The sequence below is a fragment of the Azospirillum canadense genome (genome assembly GCF_025961225.1).
Lineage (GTDB): Bacteria > Pseudomonadota > Alphaproteobacteria > Azospirillales > Azospirillaceae > Azospirillum > Azospirillum canadense.
Map to the genome: position 1 here is coordinate 1,824,184 of NZ_JAOQNG010000001.1, position 15,458 is coordinate 1,839,641.

At 67.7% G+C, this 15,458-nt stretch carries 18 protein-coding genes; 3 read left to right on the top strand and 15 right to left on the bottom strand.

Annotated elements, in window-relative coordinates; genetic code table 11:
- Positions 1 to 74 precede the first annotated feature (74 nt).
- Both M2351_RS08675 and M2351_RS08680 read right to left on the bottom strand, forming a co-directional pair.
- Positions 75 to 677 (bottom strand): YceD family protein, encoded by a 603-nt coding sequence (locus M2351_RS08675; RefSeq protein ID WP_264655695.1) that lies wholly within the window; start codon positions 675 to 677, stop codon positions 75 to 77.
- Positions 678 to 831: 154 nt separating this feature from the next.
- Complete coding sequence (locus M2351_RS08680) at positions 832 to 1,431, bottom strand: ubiquinol-cytochrome C chaperone family protein (protein ID WP_264655696.1); 600 nt, start codon at positions 1,429 to 1,431, stop codon at positions 832 to 834.
- A gap of 128 nt (positions 1,432 to 1,559) precedes the next feature.
- On the opposite strand from M2351_RS08680, the gene M2351_RS08685 reads away from it, so the two are divergent.
- Positions 1,560 to 2,027 (top strand): outer membrane protein assembly factor BamE, encoded by a 468-nt coding sequence (locus M2351_RS08685; RefSeq protein ID WP_209768851.1) that lies wholly within the window; start codon positions 1,560 to 1,562, stop codon positions 2,025 to 2,027.
- Between the two features lie 213 nt (positions 2,028 to 2,240).
- Here M2351_RS08685 and M2351_RS08690 read toward each other — a convergent pair whose 3' ends face one another.
- The 11 genes from M2351_RS08690 to rpiB form a co-directional block, all read right to left on the bottom strand.
- The gene (locus M2351_RS08690; RefSeq protein WP_264655697.1) at positions 2,241 to 4,343 is read right to left on the bottom strand and encodes a sodium-translocating pyrophosphatase; all 2,103 of its coding nucleotides are present in this window, start codon (positions 4,341 to 4,343) and stop codon (positions 2,241 to 2,243) included.
- Positions 4,344 to 4,552: 209 nt separating this feature from the next.
- On the bottom strand, positions 4,553 to 5,011 hold the full coding sequence (locus M2351_RS08695; RefSeq protein ID WP_264655698.1) for a hypothetical protein: 459 nt from the start codon (positions 5,009 to 5,011) through the stop codon (positions 4,553 to 4,555).
- A 92-nt stretch (positions 5,012 to 5,103) separates the two neighbouring features.
- Positions 5,104 to 6,123, bottom strand: coding sequence for a thiamine-phosphate kinase (thiL, locus tag M2351_RS08700; RefSeq protein ID WP_264655699.1), 1,020 nt, complete (start codon positions 6,121 to 6,123; stop codon positions 5,104 to 5,106).
- The gene (gene nusB / locus M2351_RS08705) at positions 6,101 to 6,673 is read right to left on the bottom strand and encodes a transcription antitermination factor NusB (RefSeq protein ID WP_264655700.1); all 573 of its coding nucleotides are present in this window, start codon (positions 6,671 to 6,673) and stop codon (positions 6,101 to 6,103) included. Before nusB ends, thiL begins: the two co-directional genes overlap by 23 nt.
- Positions 6,674 to 6,717: 44 nt before the next feature.
- Positions 6,718 to 7,182: a 6,7-dimethyl-8-ribityllumazine synthase gene (locus tag M2351_RS08710; RefSeq protein WP_264655701.1), complete on the bottom strand. Its 465-nt coding sequence runs from the start codon at positions 7,180 to 7,182 to the stop codon at positions 6,718 to 6,720.
- A 33-nt stretch (positions 7,183 to 7,215) separates the two neighbouring features.
- Positions 7,216 to 8,340 (bottom strand): 3,4-dihydroxy-2-butanone-4-phosphate synthase, encoded by a 1,125-nt coding sequence (gene ribB, locus M2351_RS08715; protein WP_264655702.1) that lies wholly within the window; start codon positions 8,338 to 8,340, stop codon positions 7,216 to 7,218.
- The gene (locus M2351_RS08720; protein WP_264655703.1) at positions 8,337 to 8,924 is read right to left on the bottom strand and encodes a riboflavin synthase; all 588 of its coding nucleotides are present in this window, start codon (positions 8,922 to 8,924) and stop codon (positions 8,337 to 8,339) included. The genes ribB and M2351_RS08720 overlap by 4 nt, the downstream gene beginning before the upstream one ends.
- Positions 8,925 to 9,046: 122 nt before the next feature.
- On the bottom strand, positions 9,047 to 10,156 hold the full coding sequence (gene ribD, locus M2351_RS08725; RefSeq protein WP_264655704.1) for a bifunctional diaminohydroxyphosphoribosylaminopyrimidine deaminase/5-amino-6-(5-phosphoribosylamino)uracil reductase RibD: 1,110 nt from the start codon (positions 10,154 to 10,156) through the stop codon (positions 9,047 to 9,049).
- 160 nt (positions 10,157 to 10,316) lie between these two features.
- Entirely contained in the window at positions 10,317 to 10,781 is a 465-nt protein-coding gene (nrdR, locus tag M2351_RS08730; protein ID WP_209768836.1) for a transcriptional regulator NrdR, read from the bottom strand.
- Between the two features lie 30 nt (positions 10,782 to 10,811).
- On the bottom strand, positions 10,812 to 12,122 hold the full coding sequence (glyA, locus tag M2351_RS08735; RefSeq protein ID WP_264655705.1) for a serine hydroxymethyltransferase: 1,311 nt from the start codon (positions 12,120 to 12,122) through the stop codon (positions 10,812 to 10,814).
- Positions 12,123 to 12,238: 116 nt separating this feature from the next.
- Positions 12,239 to 12,676, bottom strand: coding sequence for a ribose 5-phosphate isomerase B (gene rpiB, locus M2351_RS08740; RefSeq protein ID WP_264655706.1), 438 nt, complete (start codon positions 12,674 to 12,676; stop codon positions 12,239 to 12,241).
- 572 nt (positions 12,677 to 13,248) lie between these two features.
- On the opposite strand from rpiB, the gene M2351_RS08745 reads away from it, so the two are divergent.
- Entirely contained in the window at positions 13,249 to 13,692 is a 444-nt protein-coding gene (locus M2351_RS08745; protein WP_264655707.1) for a MucR family transcriptional regulator, read from the top strand.
- 152 nt (positions 13,693 to 13,844) lie between these two features.
- On the opposite strand, the gene M2351_RS08750 is transcribed toward M2351_RS08745, so the two are convergent.
- Together M2351_RS08750 and M2351_RS08755 are read right to left on the bottom strand one after the other, a co-directional pair.
- Positions 13,845 to 14,183 carry a hypothetical protein gene (locus M2351_RS08750; RefSeq protein ID WP_264655708.1) on the bottom strand — a complete coding sequence of 113 codons (339 nt, stop codon included), beginning with the start codon at positions 14,181 to 14,183 and terminating at the stop codon, positions 13,845 to 13,847.
- 318 nt (positions 14,184 to 14,501) lie between these two features.
- Positions 14,502 to 14,750 (bottom strand): DUF6898 family protein, encoded by a 249-nt coding sequence (locus tag M2351_RS08755; RefSeq protein ID WP_264655709.1) that lies wholly within the window; start codon positions 14,748 to 14,750, stop codon positions 14,502 to 14,504.
- A gap of 84 nt (positions 14,751 to 14,834) precedes the next feature.
- Here M2351_RS08755 and M2351_RS08760 point away from each other — a divergent pair, with 84 nt between their 5' ends.
- Positions 14,835 to 15,347 carry a YciE/YciF ferroxidase family protein gene (locus M2351_RS08760; protein ID WP_264655710.1) on the top strand — a complete coding sequence of 171 codons (513 nt, stop codon included), beginning with the start codon at positions 14,835 to 14,837 and terminating at the stop codon, positions 15,345 to 15,347.
- The last annotated feature ends 111 nt before the right edge of the window (positions 15,348 to 15,458 follow it).

Genomic DNA, 15,458 nt, shown 5'->3' on the forward strand with positions numbered 1-15,458 from the left:
CCCGTAGGGGGGCCGCCTGACGCGAGCGGCATTCAATACGGCAATTGCCTGCGGAGGGCAAGCCCGTTCCACCGCTAATTCCGACGCTTCAACCGTTCCAGCGCGGCAAAAGGGTTCGGCTTGTCCGGGTCGGCCGCTTGCACGGGGCTTTCCGCGTCTTCGCCAGCCTCTTCCTCGTCTTCCTCGCCGTCGCCGTAGCCTTCGAAGGCGATGCCTTCGGCCCGAGGATAGGGGTCGAGCGCCAGCGACAGGTGCTGCGCGGTCAGTTCGCCCAGGTCGATCTTCCCGTTTTCGATCGCCTCCGGGATGTCCTCCTCGGCGACGTTGGGGTCGATGAAGATCTCGTCCTCCTCCTTGGGCACCATCGACTCCGGCGCGAACAGCGCGCCAAAGCGGTCGGAGACATGGGCCGGCACCGGCTCCAGCGTCACGACGCACGTCTGCACGACGTCGGCCTCCAGGTCGCCGGACACGCGCACCATCTGGCCGCCGCGCACGGAGCGCAGGCGCAGCGTGGCGGTCAGGCGGTCGATGGCCTCCAGTTCGAATCGCAGGGCGAGCGCGCGGCGCTCGGCCTCGGTCGCCTCGATGGTCTGGACCACCTCGCCGTCGCGGTGGATGGCATCGGCCCGGACGATTCGCGAAAATTCCGGGGCGGATTCAGCGGCGTGCTGCATGGTGGGCTGTTCCTCGTCGCGGCGCCCTCCCGCCGGCCGCCGCGTGTTCGCGGGGCGGTCCTTGCGGTGGGCGCTCCTCGTCTCTCTGTGTCAGATGAAACCGTGGACGCTGGAAGGCAAGCCCGCCGGCGTCCCATGATAATAAGGAGTGACGCTACTCCATCCTTGCGTCCGGCGCCCCGTCGAAATGATCCCCGTCACCATGAACCGGGCTGAAATGGATCTGGCCGGCGAGCAGCGACTCCAGCGGCTGTTCAGCCAGTCCGGCGACCTGTCGGCGGACATAGGCGGTCATGGCGGCGAGATGCGCCCGGTCGGCGTCCGGCGCGGTGCCGTAGACGTTGTTGTCCAGCGCCACCTCCAGCAGGCCCCCGTCCAGCGGATCCCTTTCGGCGCCGGGGGCAAGCGCGCGGTCGTAGGCCTGGATTCGCCCGGCCATGCCGCGGGCCATAGTCTTGACCCGGCGGCTGATGCCGCTGTCGCCCACGCCCTGCTCCATCAGCGACTTCTCGAAATTGTCGATCATCGTCTCGTAGAGCTGGCGGGACCAATCGGCCGCGGCGGCGCCCTGCCCCTTCAGGCGGTGCATCACCAGGAACACATGCAGCACGACCATGTCGAAACGGCCGTCCAGCGTGTCGGGGACGCCGAGGTCGCGGTAGAAGACCGGGTCACGGGCTTGCCCCACGATCTTCACAAAGAATTCGGTGGCGGCGCGGGTGTCGCGGCGGCGCCGGAACAGGCGGTCGAGCACGGTTTCTCTCGCGATCGGAGTTTCGTTGACAGGACAAACCGCCCGGTGCGATTGTCCCGCCATAGTGGGCTGAGCGCGGCTTTGGCAAATCCACCGCCGCCTGCCCGTGCCATCATAGCCTGAGCACCATGACGAGATCGATTCCTTCGGCGCTGTGCGCCTTCGCCTTCCTGGGCCTCGCCGTTTCCGCGTGCTCGCCCACCGTGGCGACCCGCGGCAACCTGACGGATCCCGATCGCCTTGCGGAAATCAAGGCCGGCCAGTCCCGGCGGGAGGACGTCGCCGGCGTTCTCGGCACCCCGACCTCGGCCGGAACCTTCGACCCGAACGTCTGGTACTACATCGGTCAGAAGACGGAGAAGGTCGCGTTCTTCCGGCCCGAGGTGGTGGAGCGCCGCGTGGTGATCGTCCATTTCGACGACGCCGGCGTGGTGCAGGAGATCAAGCAGCTCGACGCCAATGACGGCCAGGACATCGAAATGGTCGACCGCACCACCCCGACCGCCGGCCGCGAGCTGGGCTTCCTGGAACAGATGCTCGGCAACGTCGGCCGCTTCTCCGCCAAGGACGGCAAGAACCGCGGCCCGGGCCGGTAACGTCGAAGCGCTTCGGACAGGAAAAAGCCCCGCGTGAGCGGGGCTTTTTTGTTTTGGGGTGACGTGGTTTCGCTGGGCCCCACCCTAGCCCTCCCCCATCTTCGACGGGGGAGGGAACTCCGCCGCGCTTTCCTGAAAGCCCTCCCCCGCGAAGTGGGGGAGGGTTGGGTGGGGGCCCGGCGCGACGCTCACACACCCCACTCTCAAATCACATCAGCTCAGCTGCGCCAGGATCGCCAGCAGCAGGATCGCCACGATGTTGGTGATCTTGATCATCGGGTTGACCGCCGGGCCGGCGGTGTCCTTGTACGGGTCGCCGACGGTGTCGCCGGTCACCGCCGCCTTGTGCGCGTCGGAGCCCTTGCCGCCGTGGTTGCCCTCCTCGATGAACTTCTTGGCGTTGTCCCAGGCGCCGCCGCCGGACGTCATGGAGATCGCGACGAAGATGCCCGTGACGATGGTGCCCAGCAGCATGGCGCCCAGCGCGGCGAAGGCCTGAGCCTGACCGGCGATGGCGGCGATGATGACGTACAGAACCACCGGCGCCAGCACCGGCAGCAGCGAGGGGATGATCATCTCCTTGATTGCGGCGCGGGTCAGCATGTCGACCGCGCGGCCGTAGTCGGGCTTGGCCGTGCCCTCCATGATGCCGGGGATCTCGCGGAACTGGCGGCGCACCTCCACCACCACCGACCCGGCGGCGCGGCCGACCGCCGTCATACCCATCGCCCCGAACAGGTAGGGCAGCAGGCCGCCGATCAGCAGGCCGACCACCACATAGGGGTCGTCCAACTTGAACTCGACGGTGACGTTCGGGAAATAGTGCTTCAGGTCCTGGACGTAGGCCGCGAACAGCACCAGCGCCGCGAGGCCGGCGGAGCCGATGGCGTAGCCCTTGGTCACGGCCTTCGTCGTGTTGCCCACGGCGTCCAGCGCGTCGGTCGTGACGCGGATGTCCTTGGGCATCTCCGACATCTCGGCGATGCCGCCGGCGTTGTCGGTCACCGGGCCGTAGGCGTCGAGCGCCACCACCATGCCGGCCAGCGCCAGCATCGTCGTTGCCGCGATGCCGATGCCGAACACGCCGGCCTGCCCATAGGCGATGATGATGCCGATGCAGATCACCAGCACCGGCAGCGCCGTCGCCTCCATCGACACGGCGAGGCCCTGGATGACGTTGGTGCCGTGCCCGGTTTCCGACGCGCGGGCGACGCTGCGCACCGGGCGGAAGGCTGTGGAGGTGTAGTATTCGGTGATCCACACCAGGAACCCGGTCACGCCGAGCCCGACCAGCGAGGATATGAACAGGTTCAGCCCCGTGACATAGCCGCCGCCGTTCAGCGTGATCGGGCGGGAGAAGCCGAACATGATCGCCGTGACGATCAGGATCAGGACCAGCGAGATGCCGGCCGTCGCGGCGAGCCCCTTGTACAGGGCGTTCATGATGTTGTTGTCGGAACCGAGTTTCACGAAGAAGGTGCCGGCGACCGAGGCCGCGATGCACACCGCGCCGATGACCAGGGGATAGATCAGCAGCAGGCGGATGACCTCGCCCGAAAAGAAAATCGCCGCCAGCAGCATGGTGGCGACGATCGTGACGGCGTAGGTTTCGAAAAGGTCGGCGGCCATACCGGCGCAGTCGCCGACATTGTCGCCGACATTGTCGGCGATGACCGCGGGGTTGCGGGGATCGTCCTCCGGGATGCCGGCCTCCACCTTGCCGACCAGGTCGGCGCCGACGTCCGCGCCCTTGGTGAAGATGCCGCCGCCGAGTCGCGCGAAGATGGAGATCAGCGACGCGCCGAAGCTCAGCGCCACCAGCGCCTCCAGCACGGAGCGGACCTCCACCGGGTCGGTGACGCGGTAGACCATCGTCAGGATGCCGTAATAGACGCCCACGCCCAACAGGCCGAGCCCGACCACCAGCATGCCGGTGATGGCGCCGGCCTTGAAGGCGATGTCGAGCGCCGGGGCCAGCCCCTGGGTCGCGGCCTGGGCGGTGCGCACGTTGGCGCGCACCGACACGTTCATGCCGACATAGCCGGCCGCCCCCGACAGCACCGAACCGATCAGGAAGCCGAAGGCCACATGCAGGCCAAGAAAGGCGCCGAGGATGACGAGAAGCACGACGCCAGCGATGGCGATCGTCGTGTACTGGCGGTTGAGGTAGGCGCGGGCGCCCTCCTGGACGGCCGCAGCGATCTCCTGCATGCGGTCGGAACCGGCGGAGGCCGCCATGACCTGTCTGCCGGCATAGTAACCGTACGCCAGCGCCAAAAGCCCGCTGGCTATGATGATGACGAACGCTGCTGCCATCGGTTCCCCCAAGTTTCTGTTATTGGGTCCCGAGTACCGCTCTACGCGCCACAACGCCCACTCGCGCAAAAAAGCGGATGACGGGCAATTAGTTCGTGAAAAGGATGCCGAAGGGACAGCAGCAATGCAACAGCCGCCTCGCCCGGCCGGGCGCGGCGAAATGGCCAGGGAGCTCTCCGCCTTTCGGGGTAAGGTCGATGACGAAGGTGCTAAAGGTTGCGCTGCGTCACGACCTGGATCAGGACATCCAGCACCACGCCCTCGCCGACGACCTTGGCCGCCGCCTTGGTCAGTTTTTCTTTTACGACAGGGATATTGACCAAGTTCCCGGTCAGGACCGACTTGTCGTCGACGGCGCCGTACAGGGTGGTCAGCAGCGTGTCGAACACCTTGGGCTGGAATGCCTGAACCAGCGGGACCTTGTCGACCACCACCTCCAGCGTCACCACCACGGTGACGAATTGCTCCACCCGCTGTGTCCCAATGGCCGGCACCATCAGCGGGGCCATGCGGACGAAGGCGGTGGGCGGCTTGGGCGGCGGCTCCTCCTTCTTCGGCGCCTCGCCCTCGTGCGGCACGAAATAGATGTTGTAGAGCATCCACCCGCCGTAACCGGCGCCGCCCAGCAGCGCGATGCCCACGACAAGCAGCAGGACGGCCTTGATCATGCGCGCGGTATCCTTGGATGATCGATCCTGGAAGGGATCGGCGCGCAGCCTAGGCCCGGCCTGCTTTCCATAGGGTTAAGCGCGAGCGGTGCTCAGAAATGCTGCCAGCCGCGCGCCGGCAGGGCCAGGGGAGCCCCGCCCAAACCGACCACCCGCACGTCGCCGGCGGCCCCCTCCTCCAGCCGGCCGATCGCGGTAATCGGCACGCCCGTCTCCGCGGCGAGCGCCGCCAGATCCGGCCGCGCCTCGTCCGGGGCGGTGAACAGAAGCTCGTAGTCGTCGCCGCCAGTCAGCGCCAGGGCCAGCCGGGCCGGATCGGATCCGACCACAGCGAGGGCCGCGTCCGACAGGGGGACGGCGGTCGAATCCAGAACCGCCGCGCAGCCGGATTCGTCGCACAGATGGCCCAGGTCGGCGACCAGCCCGTCGGACACGTCCAGGCAGGCGGTCGCCAGCCCGACCAGCCGCGGCCCGACCGTGGTGCGCGGGTCCGGCCGGCGCAGCCGCGCCAGCAGGCGGCCGCGCGCCGCCACATCCGCCACCGCGATCTTGCCGAACGCGACCTGAAGCCCCAGCGCGGCATCGCCGACGCTGCCCGTAACGAAGACCTTGTCGCCCGGCCGGCCGCCCCAGCGGGGCAGCGCCCTGCCCTTCGGCACCAGCCCAAAGGCGGTGACCGACAGGGTGATCGGCCCGCTGGTCGACACCGAGTCGCCACCCGCCAGACCGATGCCGAAGCGCGCCTGGTCCTCGCCCAGCCCCGCCGCGAAGGCGGCGAGCCAGTCCTCGCCCACGGTCCGGGGCAACGCCGTCACCAGCGTGTAGGCGTATGGGGCCGCCCCCATCGCCGCGAGGTCGGACAGGTTGGTGCGCAGCAGCTTGGCGGCGATATCGCCCGGGGCGTCGTCGGGGAAGAAGTGGACGCCGGCCACCATGGCGTCCGTGGTCACAACCAACTCCTGGTCCGGCGGAACGCCGAACACGGCCGCGTCGTCGGCCAAACCGCGGGCGCCGGGAAACCCGGCCGCCAGCGGTTTGAAGTAACGGTCGATCCGGCCGAACTCCCCCAGTGCGCGGGAGTTGTCCGGCTCAGGCGTCCCTGGACGGCTCACGGCTCGGGTCCGGCTTGGCCAGCTCGTCCGGCCGCAGGGCGCGGGCCACATGGTCCAGCACGCCGTTCACCATGCCCGGCTCGCGCCCGGCGAAGAAGGCGTGCGCCACGTCCACATACTCGCTGATGAGGATGCGCGGGTGCGTGTCGTTGTGCACGAACAGCTCGTAGGCGCCGGCGCGCAGGATGGCGCGGAGCAGCAGCTCCAGCCGGTCCAGCGAGAATCGCGGCTCCAGCGCGGAGGACAGCATGCCGTCCACCTCCGCCCGGCGGTGCGCCGCACCACGGACGATGTCAGCGAACAGCTGCGGGTCGGCGGCGACGAACTTGGCGCCGTCGATCTCCTCGCCCAGCCGGTGGTTGACGAACTCGCCGACCACGGATTCGACGGCGACGCCGGTCGGTTCGATCTGGTTCAGGTCGATCTGGTAGAGGGCCTGCACGGCGGCAAGGCGGGCCGCCTTGCGCCGGGCCTTTGCCGACCCGCCGCCGGTCCGGTTCCGGGATCCGCGCTTCGGTTTCGCGCGGCCGGCCGCGTCGTCGTTGCTCATGATGCTCATACTGTCAGGGCGTAGAACGGGACTATGCCGCGGGGTTAACGCGGATAGAGGCGGAATTGGCGTTTCAGTTCGATCATGTCAAGGCAGGCGCGGGCGGCGAAACCGCCCTTGTTCTTGGCCGCGACAGAGGCCCGCGCCCAGGCCTGCTCGCGGTTCTCCACCGTCAGCACGCCGTTGCCGATGGCCAACGCGTAGCGCAGGGCCAGATCCTGCAGGCCGCGGGCGCTCTCGTTGCAGACGATGTCGTAGTGCGTCGTCTCGCCGCGGATCACGCATCCCAGCGCCACATAGCCGTCGAAGCGCTTGCGCGCCGTGAAGAAGTCCATGGAGCGCAGGGCGTAGAGGATCGCAGCGGGGATTTCCAGGCAGCCCGGGACGGCGACGCGCTGGTAGGTGGCGCCGTCCTTCTCGATCTCCGCGATGGCGCCGCGGACCAGTTCGTCGGCGATGTCCTCGTAGAAGCGGGCTTCCACGATCATCAGATGGGGCTTCTCGGTCATCTCTCGCTGCTCGGCCAAACCATCACCGGACCATCACTGATCGTGAAGGGGAATCGGGCGATGGCCGACGACCGTCAGCCCGTAGCCTTCCAACCCGATGATGGACTTCTTGCGGTTCGACAGCAGAACCATGTTCCGCACGCCCAGGTCCAGAAGGATCTGCGCGCCCACGCCGTAATCGCGCAGCGTCGGGGTCGGGTTTTCGTGCCCTTCCAGGCGCGCCTTCAGCGTCGCGGTCAGCCCGTTCGCCATCGGCTCGCGCAGCAGGACGATCACGCCGCGGCCCTCCTCGGCGATCATCTCCATGGAGGCCTGAAGCTCACCGTCGCGCGCGGCGCTCTTGTCGCCCAGCACGTCGTCCAGCACGGACAGGGCGTGCATGCGCACCAGCACCGGCTCGTCGCCGGAGATGTCGCCGCGGACCAGCGCGATGTGCTCCGCGTACGCCACCTTGTTGACGTAGACGTACATCTGGAAGCGGCCGCCGAAGCGGCTGTCCAGCGCGCCGGCCAGCCGCTGCTCGACGATCGTCTCGGTGCGGCGGCGGTAGGCGATCAGGTCGGCGATGGTGCCCACCTTCAGCCCGTGGAACTGCGCGAACTTCACCAGGTCCGGCAGGCGGGCCATGGTGCCGTCGTCGTTCATGATCTCGCAGATCACGCCGGCCGGGGTCATGCCGGCCATGCGGGCGATGTCCACCGACGCCTCGGTGTGGCCGGCGCGGACCAGCACGCCGCCGTCACGGGCGAGCAGTGGGAAGACGTGGCCCGGCGTGACGATGTCATCCGGGCTCGCGGTAGGGTCGATCGCGACCTGGATGGTGCGGGCCCGGTCGGCGGCGGAGATGCCGGTGGTGACGCCCTCGCGCGCCTCGATGGATACGGTGAAGGCGGTCTGGTGGCGGGTGCCGTTCTGCTGCGCCATCAGCGGCAGGCGCAGCCGCTCGATGTGGTGCTGGTCCATGGCAAGGCAGATCAGGCCGCGACCGTGCTTCGCCATGAAATTGACGGCCTCGGGCGTCGCGCACTGCGCGGGGATGACGAGGTCGCCCTCGTTCTCCCGGTCCTCGTCGTCGACCAGGATGAACATCCGGCCCTGGCGCGCCTCCTCCAGGATCTCCTCGGGGCGCGACAGATAGGCGTGGAACTCCGACGTCATTCCTGACCTGCCAGCCGCGCCACGTACCGCGCGAGCATGTCGATTTCCAGATTGACCCGGTCGCCGGCCTTCAACCCACCGAAGGTGGTGGCGTCCTGCGTGTGCGGGATGATGTTCACGCCGAAGCGCGCGCCGTTGACCTCGTTCACCGTCAGCGATACGCCGTCCAGCGCCACCGAGCCCTTGGAGGCGATGTACTTGGCCAGTTCTGCCGGAACCTCGAAGGTGAAGCGCTTGGACTCGCCGTCCGCGCGCACGTCCGCCACGGTGGCGACGCCGTCGACGTGGCCCGACACGATGTGCCCGCCCAGCTCGTCGCCGACCTTCAGCGCGCGCTCCAGGTTGACGCGCGTGCCCTCGGCCCAGCCGCCCAGCGTGGTTTTCGACAGCGTCTCCGCCGAAGCCTGGACGGCGAACCAACCCGGCCCCTTCTCCACGACGGTCAGGCAGACGCCGTTGTTGGCGATGGACGCGCCGATGGGAACCGTCTCCATATCGAAGGCGGTCTCGACGGTGAACCGGGTGTCGCCCTGCCGCTCCACGGCCCGAACGCGCCCCACATCGGTGATGATTCCAGTGAACATGGGCCGGCAATCTAGCAGGTTTTCACCGGCGCGAAAGGTTCATCCGTATGGCGTAGGACGCAACGGACTGTTGCGTGGAAAGAGGTATGGTGGGACGCCGCAGCACAACGCTGTCCAGACCGCTATCCGCGCCGCACGTAGCTCTCCGCCAAGTCCTCGCCCGCCCGGCGCACGGCCACCCGGCGGAACAGCGCCATCTGGTCCAATCCGTCCACGCCGAAACCGTGCACCGCCGGCAGGCCGTCACCGCCCATCACCGACGCGGCGCGGAACCATTCCAGACGGTCCACAAGCCCGGCGCGCAGCAGCGAGGCGCTGAGCGTCGCCCCGCCCTCCACCAGCACGCGGGTCAGGCCGCGCCGGGCCAGCGCGGCGCTCGCCTCGACCAGGTCCGGCAGGCCGGCGGAATCGGCGCCGGCGCGAATCACCGACAGGCCGCAGTCCTCGAAGGCCGCGAGCCGGGGACCGTCGACGTCCTCGCGGGCGATCACCCAGGTCGGCACGGCCCGCGCGCTGGCCGCGAGCTTTCCGGTCAACGGCAGGCGCAGCCGGCTGTCCACAACGATCCGCACGGGGGAACGGTGGGTCAGGCCCGGCAGGCGGCAGGTCAGTTCCGGGTCGTCGGCCAGCGCAGTGCGAATGCCGACCATGATCGCGTCGTGCGTGGCGCGCAGCCGGTGCCCCCAGGCCCGCGCCGTGGGGCCGGTGATCCATTGCGACAGGCCGCCATGCGTGGCGATCCGCCCGTCCAGCGTCGTCGCGGCTTTCAGCGTGTAGAGCGGCCGGTCGTCCTGGATGCGCCGGAAGAAGCCCTCGTTGAGCGCCCAGGCCTCGTCATCCAAAACCCCGGTGGTCACGGCGATGCCGGCGGCGCGCAGCCGCTCCAGCCCGCCGCCGGCCACCCGCGGGTCCGGATCGCCGCAGGCGACGACCACGCGGGCGACTCCGGCCTCGACCAGAGCGAGGGCGCAGGGCGGCGTCTTTCCGTAATGGTTGCAGGGTTCCAACGTGACGTAGGCGGTGGCGCCGCGCGCCGCAGCACCCGCGCGGGCCAGGGCTTCGGTCTCCGCGTGCGGGCGCCCGCCGGGCTGGGTCCAGCCGCGCCCGACCACCACGCCGTCGCGAACGATGACGCAGCCCACCGCCGGATTCGGCCAAGTGTTCCCCAGCCCGCGGGTAGCCAGCGCCAGCGCGGCGCGCATGTGGCGAAGGTCGTCGGGATGATAAGACATGGCCACGGCTCCGCCCCTAGCAACCAAATCCCCTCTCCCCTCTGGGGAGAGGGTTAGGGTGAGGGGGCCCGGCATCGTTGGTACGTTCGGCAAAAGCGCATCCCCCTCACCCCGCCCCTCTCCCCAGAGGGGAGAGGGAGAAGAAGGATGCGTGGAACGATCACCCGTTCTGGGGCTCCGGGGCGAGCTGCTCGACGAACTCGTTGAAGTCCGACGCCTCGCGGAAGTCCTTGTAGACCGAGGCGTAGCGGATGTAGGCGACCGGGTCGAGCGCCTGGAGCGCCGCCATGATCATCTCGCCGATCTGCTTCGACGGGATCTCGCTCTCGCCCGACGATTCGAGCTGGCGCACCAGGCTGTTCACCACCCGGTCGATGCGGTCGGCGTCGATCGGGCGCTTGCGCAGCGCGATGCGCATGGAGCGCAGCAGCTTCTCGCGGTCGAAGGGCTCGCGTTGCCCGCCGCTCTTCACCACCGTCAGCTCGCGCAGTTGCACGCGCTCGAAGGTGGTGAAGCGCGCCCCGCAGCCCGGGCAGAAGCGCCGTCGGCGAATCGCCGAGTTGTCCTCGGTCGGCCGCGAGTCCTTGACCTGGGTGTCCTCGTGTCCGCAGAACGGGCAGCGCATGTCCGGCCTTTCCCTTTGCTTGGGTGCTTTTTACAGAGTCGGGTAGATCGGGAAGCGGCGGCACAGCTCGCGCACCTCTTCCCGCACCTTCGCCTCGACCGCGGCGTTGTCGCCGGAGTTGCTGGCGGCCAGCCCGTCCAGCGTCTCCACGATCATGCGGCCGACCTGCTCGAACTCCGCGACGCCGAAGCCGCGGGTCGTGGCGGCCGGGCTGCCCAGGCGGACGCCGGAGGTGACCATCGGCTTCTGCGGGTCGAACGGCACGCCGTTCTTGTTGCAGGTCATGCCGGCGTGCTCCAGGCTCGCCTCGGCCGCCTTGCCAGTCAGGTTCTTCGGGCGCAGGTCGACCAGGACGATGTGGCTGTCCGTGCCGCCCGACACGATGTCCAGACCGCCGTCGATCAACACCTTCGACAGGGCGCGGGCGTTGTCCAGCACAGCCTGGGCGTAGGTCTTGAATTCGGGGCGCAGCGCCTCGGCGAAGGCCACCGCCTTGGCGGCGATGACGTGCATCAGCGGGCCGCCCTGCAGGCCGGGGAAGACCGCCGAGTTGATCTTCTTGGCGATCTCCTCGCTGTTGGTCAGCACCATGCCGCCGCGCGGGCCGCGCAGCGTCTTGTGGGTGGTGGTGGTGACCACGTCGGCGTAGGGGAACGGGTTCGGATAGACGCCGCCGGCGATCAGGCCGGCGTAGTGGGCGATGTCCACCATGAAGTAGGCCCCGACCTCGTCCGCGATGGCGCGGAAGCGCTCATAGTCCAGGACGCGCGGGTAGGCGGAGCCGCCGGCGATGATCAGCTTCGGCTTGTGCTCGCGGGCCAGCGCCTCGACCTGGTCGAAGTCGATCAGGTGGTCATCCTTGCGCACGCCGTACTGCACGGCCTTGAACCACTTGCCGGACAGGTTCGGGGCGGCGCCGTGGGTCAGGTGGCCGCCGGCGGCCAGCGACATGCCGAGGATGCAGTCGCCCGGCTGCAGCAGCGCCAGGTTCACCGCTTGGTTGGCCTGGGAGCCGGAGTTCGGCTGGACGTTGGCGAAGTTGCAGCCGAACAGCTTGCAGGCGCGCTCGATCGCCAGCGTCTCGGCGACGTCCACATACTCGCAGCCGCCGTAGTAGCGCTTGCCCGGATAGCCTTCCGCGTACTTGTTGGTCATGACCGAGCCCTGCGCCTCCAGCACCGCCTGGGAGACGATGTTCTCGGACGCGATCAGCTCGATCTGCTCCTGCTGGCGGACCAGTTCGTCGCGCACCGCACGCGCGAGTTCGGGATCCGTCTCGGCAAGCGAGGCGGCGAAGAAGCGGCCGATCTCGGCGCGGGGGTCGGCGTTGGTCACGGTCATGGCAGGGCAGGTCCTTGGTTCTTAGTGGCGGTCTCGGTCCGCCGTGTCGGTCCGCCGCTGTGCGCGGAAGGGTCGGCGGCAGGAAAACGGTCAGACGAATAAGGAAAGAATAAGGGTCAACCCATCTTTGCGATGCGGCGGCTGTGCCGCTCGCCGCCTTCGAAAGCGGTCTTCAGGAACACGTCCACGCAGTCCCGGGCGATCTCCGGCCCGATGATGCGGGCGCCCAGCGCCACCACGTTGGCGTCGTTGTGCTCGCGCGACAGGCGCGAGGTGGTCACGTCGTGCACCAGTGCCGCGCGGATGCCCGGGTGACGATTCGCCGCGATGCTGATGCCGATGCCGCTGCCGCAAATCAGCACGCCCCGCTCTGCCCGCCCGTCGGCGATGGCGCCGGCCACGGCGGCCGCGAAATCGGGATAGTCGACCGACTGCGGGCCGTCGCAGCCGAGGTCGATCACCTCGTAGCCGGCGTCGCGAAGCCAGGAGCCGATTTGGGCCTTCAGTTCGAAGCCGGCGTGGTCGGATGCGAGTGCGATGTTGCGGGCGGTCATGGAACTGGAACTCCGTGCACGAAGACAGGCGGCGCCACCCGGAGCGGGAGGCCGGCGCGGGTCGCACGCTACCAGATGTCGGTGCGATTCGCCAGATGGACACAAAGCACAGCGCCTACGCCTCGGGCAAGGGCGCCCTGCGTGGAACACAGGGGCTTATCGCTGCGAATCATTATCGACTTTCGCTGCGAATCGTTATCGCCTTTTTGCTGCGAATCGTTATCATCAGACATTGCTCCCAGCCGCCGCGAAACAATCTTCCTCTACTTGGCGGCGGAGCGGGGCGTTGACGGAGTAAGCAGCCCGTCCGATGCGTGACCGGCACACGAATCGGCCAATTGCTGTGCCCAAGTCTCGTGGTTTCGCGCAGCTTCGCGCTACTAGACGGTGCCTAATGGCCGGGCAGAGGCACCGGCGCCTCGCCGTTTTCAGCGTTAACTGATTTAACGGCCGCTCTTAACTTCTGGACGTCCTAAATAACTTAATTCCCGCTTGCCGAAATTATATTGACACCAAAATCACGGTATGCAACTTGGTGTTAGGGACCAAATGAAAATTCAGGACAACAGGCAATGAGTGACCAGCTTCGCGCCGACGCGCCCGACAATGCGCTGCTGCGCATGACGGCGGAGATCGTTTCCGCGTATGTCAGCAAGAACGTTCTGCCGGCGCAGCAGATTCCCGAGGTCATCAACACGGTCTATTCGTCGCTGACCGGATTGAACTCGCAGCCGCGCGAGTTGCCGACGGAACCGCTCAAGCCTGCGGTTCCGATTCGCAAGTCGGTCACGCCCGAATACATCGTTTGTCTCGAGGACGGCAAAAAGCTGAAGATGCTGAAGCGGCACCTTCGCTCGACCTACAACATGTCGCCCGACGAATACCGCGCCCGTTGGGGCCTTCCGCCGGATTACCCGATGGTTGCGCCGAACTACGCCGCCCAGCGGTCGGAGTTCGCCAAGCGAATCGGCCTTGGCCGCAGCTCCGGGCGCCAGACGCGCCGCCGCGCCGGCTGATCGCGCGCTCCGTCCTGAAAGAAAGGGCCGGCCCTGGTTATGGGGCCGGCCCTTTCTTTTTCACAGGTTATGGGGCCGGCCCTTTCTTTTTCACAATGCCGCGCCGACAATGCCGAACTCATGATCTTCGGTTGATGGACTTGGGCCAGTGCTCAGCCGCAAGTCTTTCCACCGGCCAGACGGCAGTTGAAGCGCTCCACGTTCCGGGTCAACTCCTGCCCGGTGTTGGTGTTCTCCTCGTTGAGGCACTTCAGGTAGTCCATCGTCCGGTCCACATACTCCTTCACCTCGAACTGGCAGGCGGACATCTTGTCGGCGCTGACGAAGGTGGTGGTGTCGTCCATGCAGACGGGAACGCCGGGCTTGGTGCAGCCGTTGACGGTTGCGGCCAGGGCCTGGGATAGGCCGGCCCCCGTGATCGCCCCCGTGATCGCCATGGTGATCGCCACGGCCATCGCGGCCGCTCCCAGCACGAACTTGGCGCAACGCATGTATTCGTCTCCCTCCGGACTTGCCGTGTCGGCGTCTGTTCTGGGCCAAGCTCCACCATCCGCCGGCTGAGTTCAAGCGCGCGAAGCGTCGGCCCATTCGTTCGTCGATGCGGTTTCTACAGGCGTTACGACCGATGCACCAGTGCCGACGGGGATGCATAGGACTAGAGTTGTGGCCGAGCAGTTCGCCCCAGGACCGGCCCCGCAGGTCCGGCTCCGGGATGTCAGTGCTCACCATCAGCAGAAGCCAAGACTAGAACCGCGCCCCCGGACCCGTCCGGTGGGCGCGTTCCTTGTGGGGCACCCGCCAGCGAAGGATCAGCGCCCCGGCGCCTTGGCGGCGGCGGCACGGTTCAGCACGAACTGCAGCTTGTTAACCGCGGTGCGCTTCAGCAGCTCCGTGCTGCCGGTGGCCGGCCCGGCGACCGACACCTCGGTCCCCGTGGCGGGGTCGATGGCGATGACCTTCATGTAGCTGCCGACGCGCTGGAACTCGAACAGCACCTCGCCACCGCCCCTGTTCCCGCCCTGGGCCCCGCCCTGGCCGCCCCCTGCCCTGCCCGTCATCGTCCTCTCCTTCGCGTCGGAACCCCGGCCACCAAGCCCTGTTGATGGCGCACACACATCCCCACAACGTGAGGTACTTGCGCCATGGCAACCAAGACCATGCAGGATCTGCTGATCGAGGAACTGCGCGACATCTATCACGCGGAGAAGCAGATCACCAAGGCGCTGCCGAAGCTGGCCAAGGCGGCCCATTCCGAACAGCTGCGCCAAGCGTTCGAGCTGCACCTCGAACAGACCCGCGGCCAGGTCGAGCGTCTCGAACAGGTCTTCGAGGAATTGGACACCCGCAGCCGCGGCAAGCATTGCGAAGCCATGGAAGGGCTGATCAACGAGGCCCGCGAGATCCTGGAAATGGGCCTCGCGCCTGAGGTGCAGGACGCCGCCCTGATCGCGGCCGCCCAGAAGGTGGAGCATTACGAGATCGCCAGCTACGGCACCGTCCACGCCTACGCCACAGCCTGCGGCCTGACCAAGGTCGCGCAGCTACTGGAGGAGACGCTGAACGAAGAAAAAGACACCGACAAGAAGCTCAACACTCTGGCGATCAACGACGTGAACAAAAAGGCCATCCAGGCCAGTGGCAAGAAGGCCGCCTAACCCGCACCGGTTGCACTGGCTCTCATTCCCTGAAGTCTACTCACCGACATCGGGCGCCGTTTCACCGGCGCGCGCCACGCGGGCTCCGCATGGGTGCCCGCGTGTTTTGTC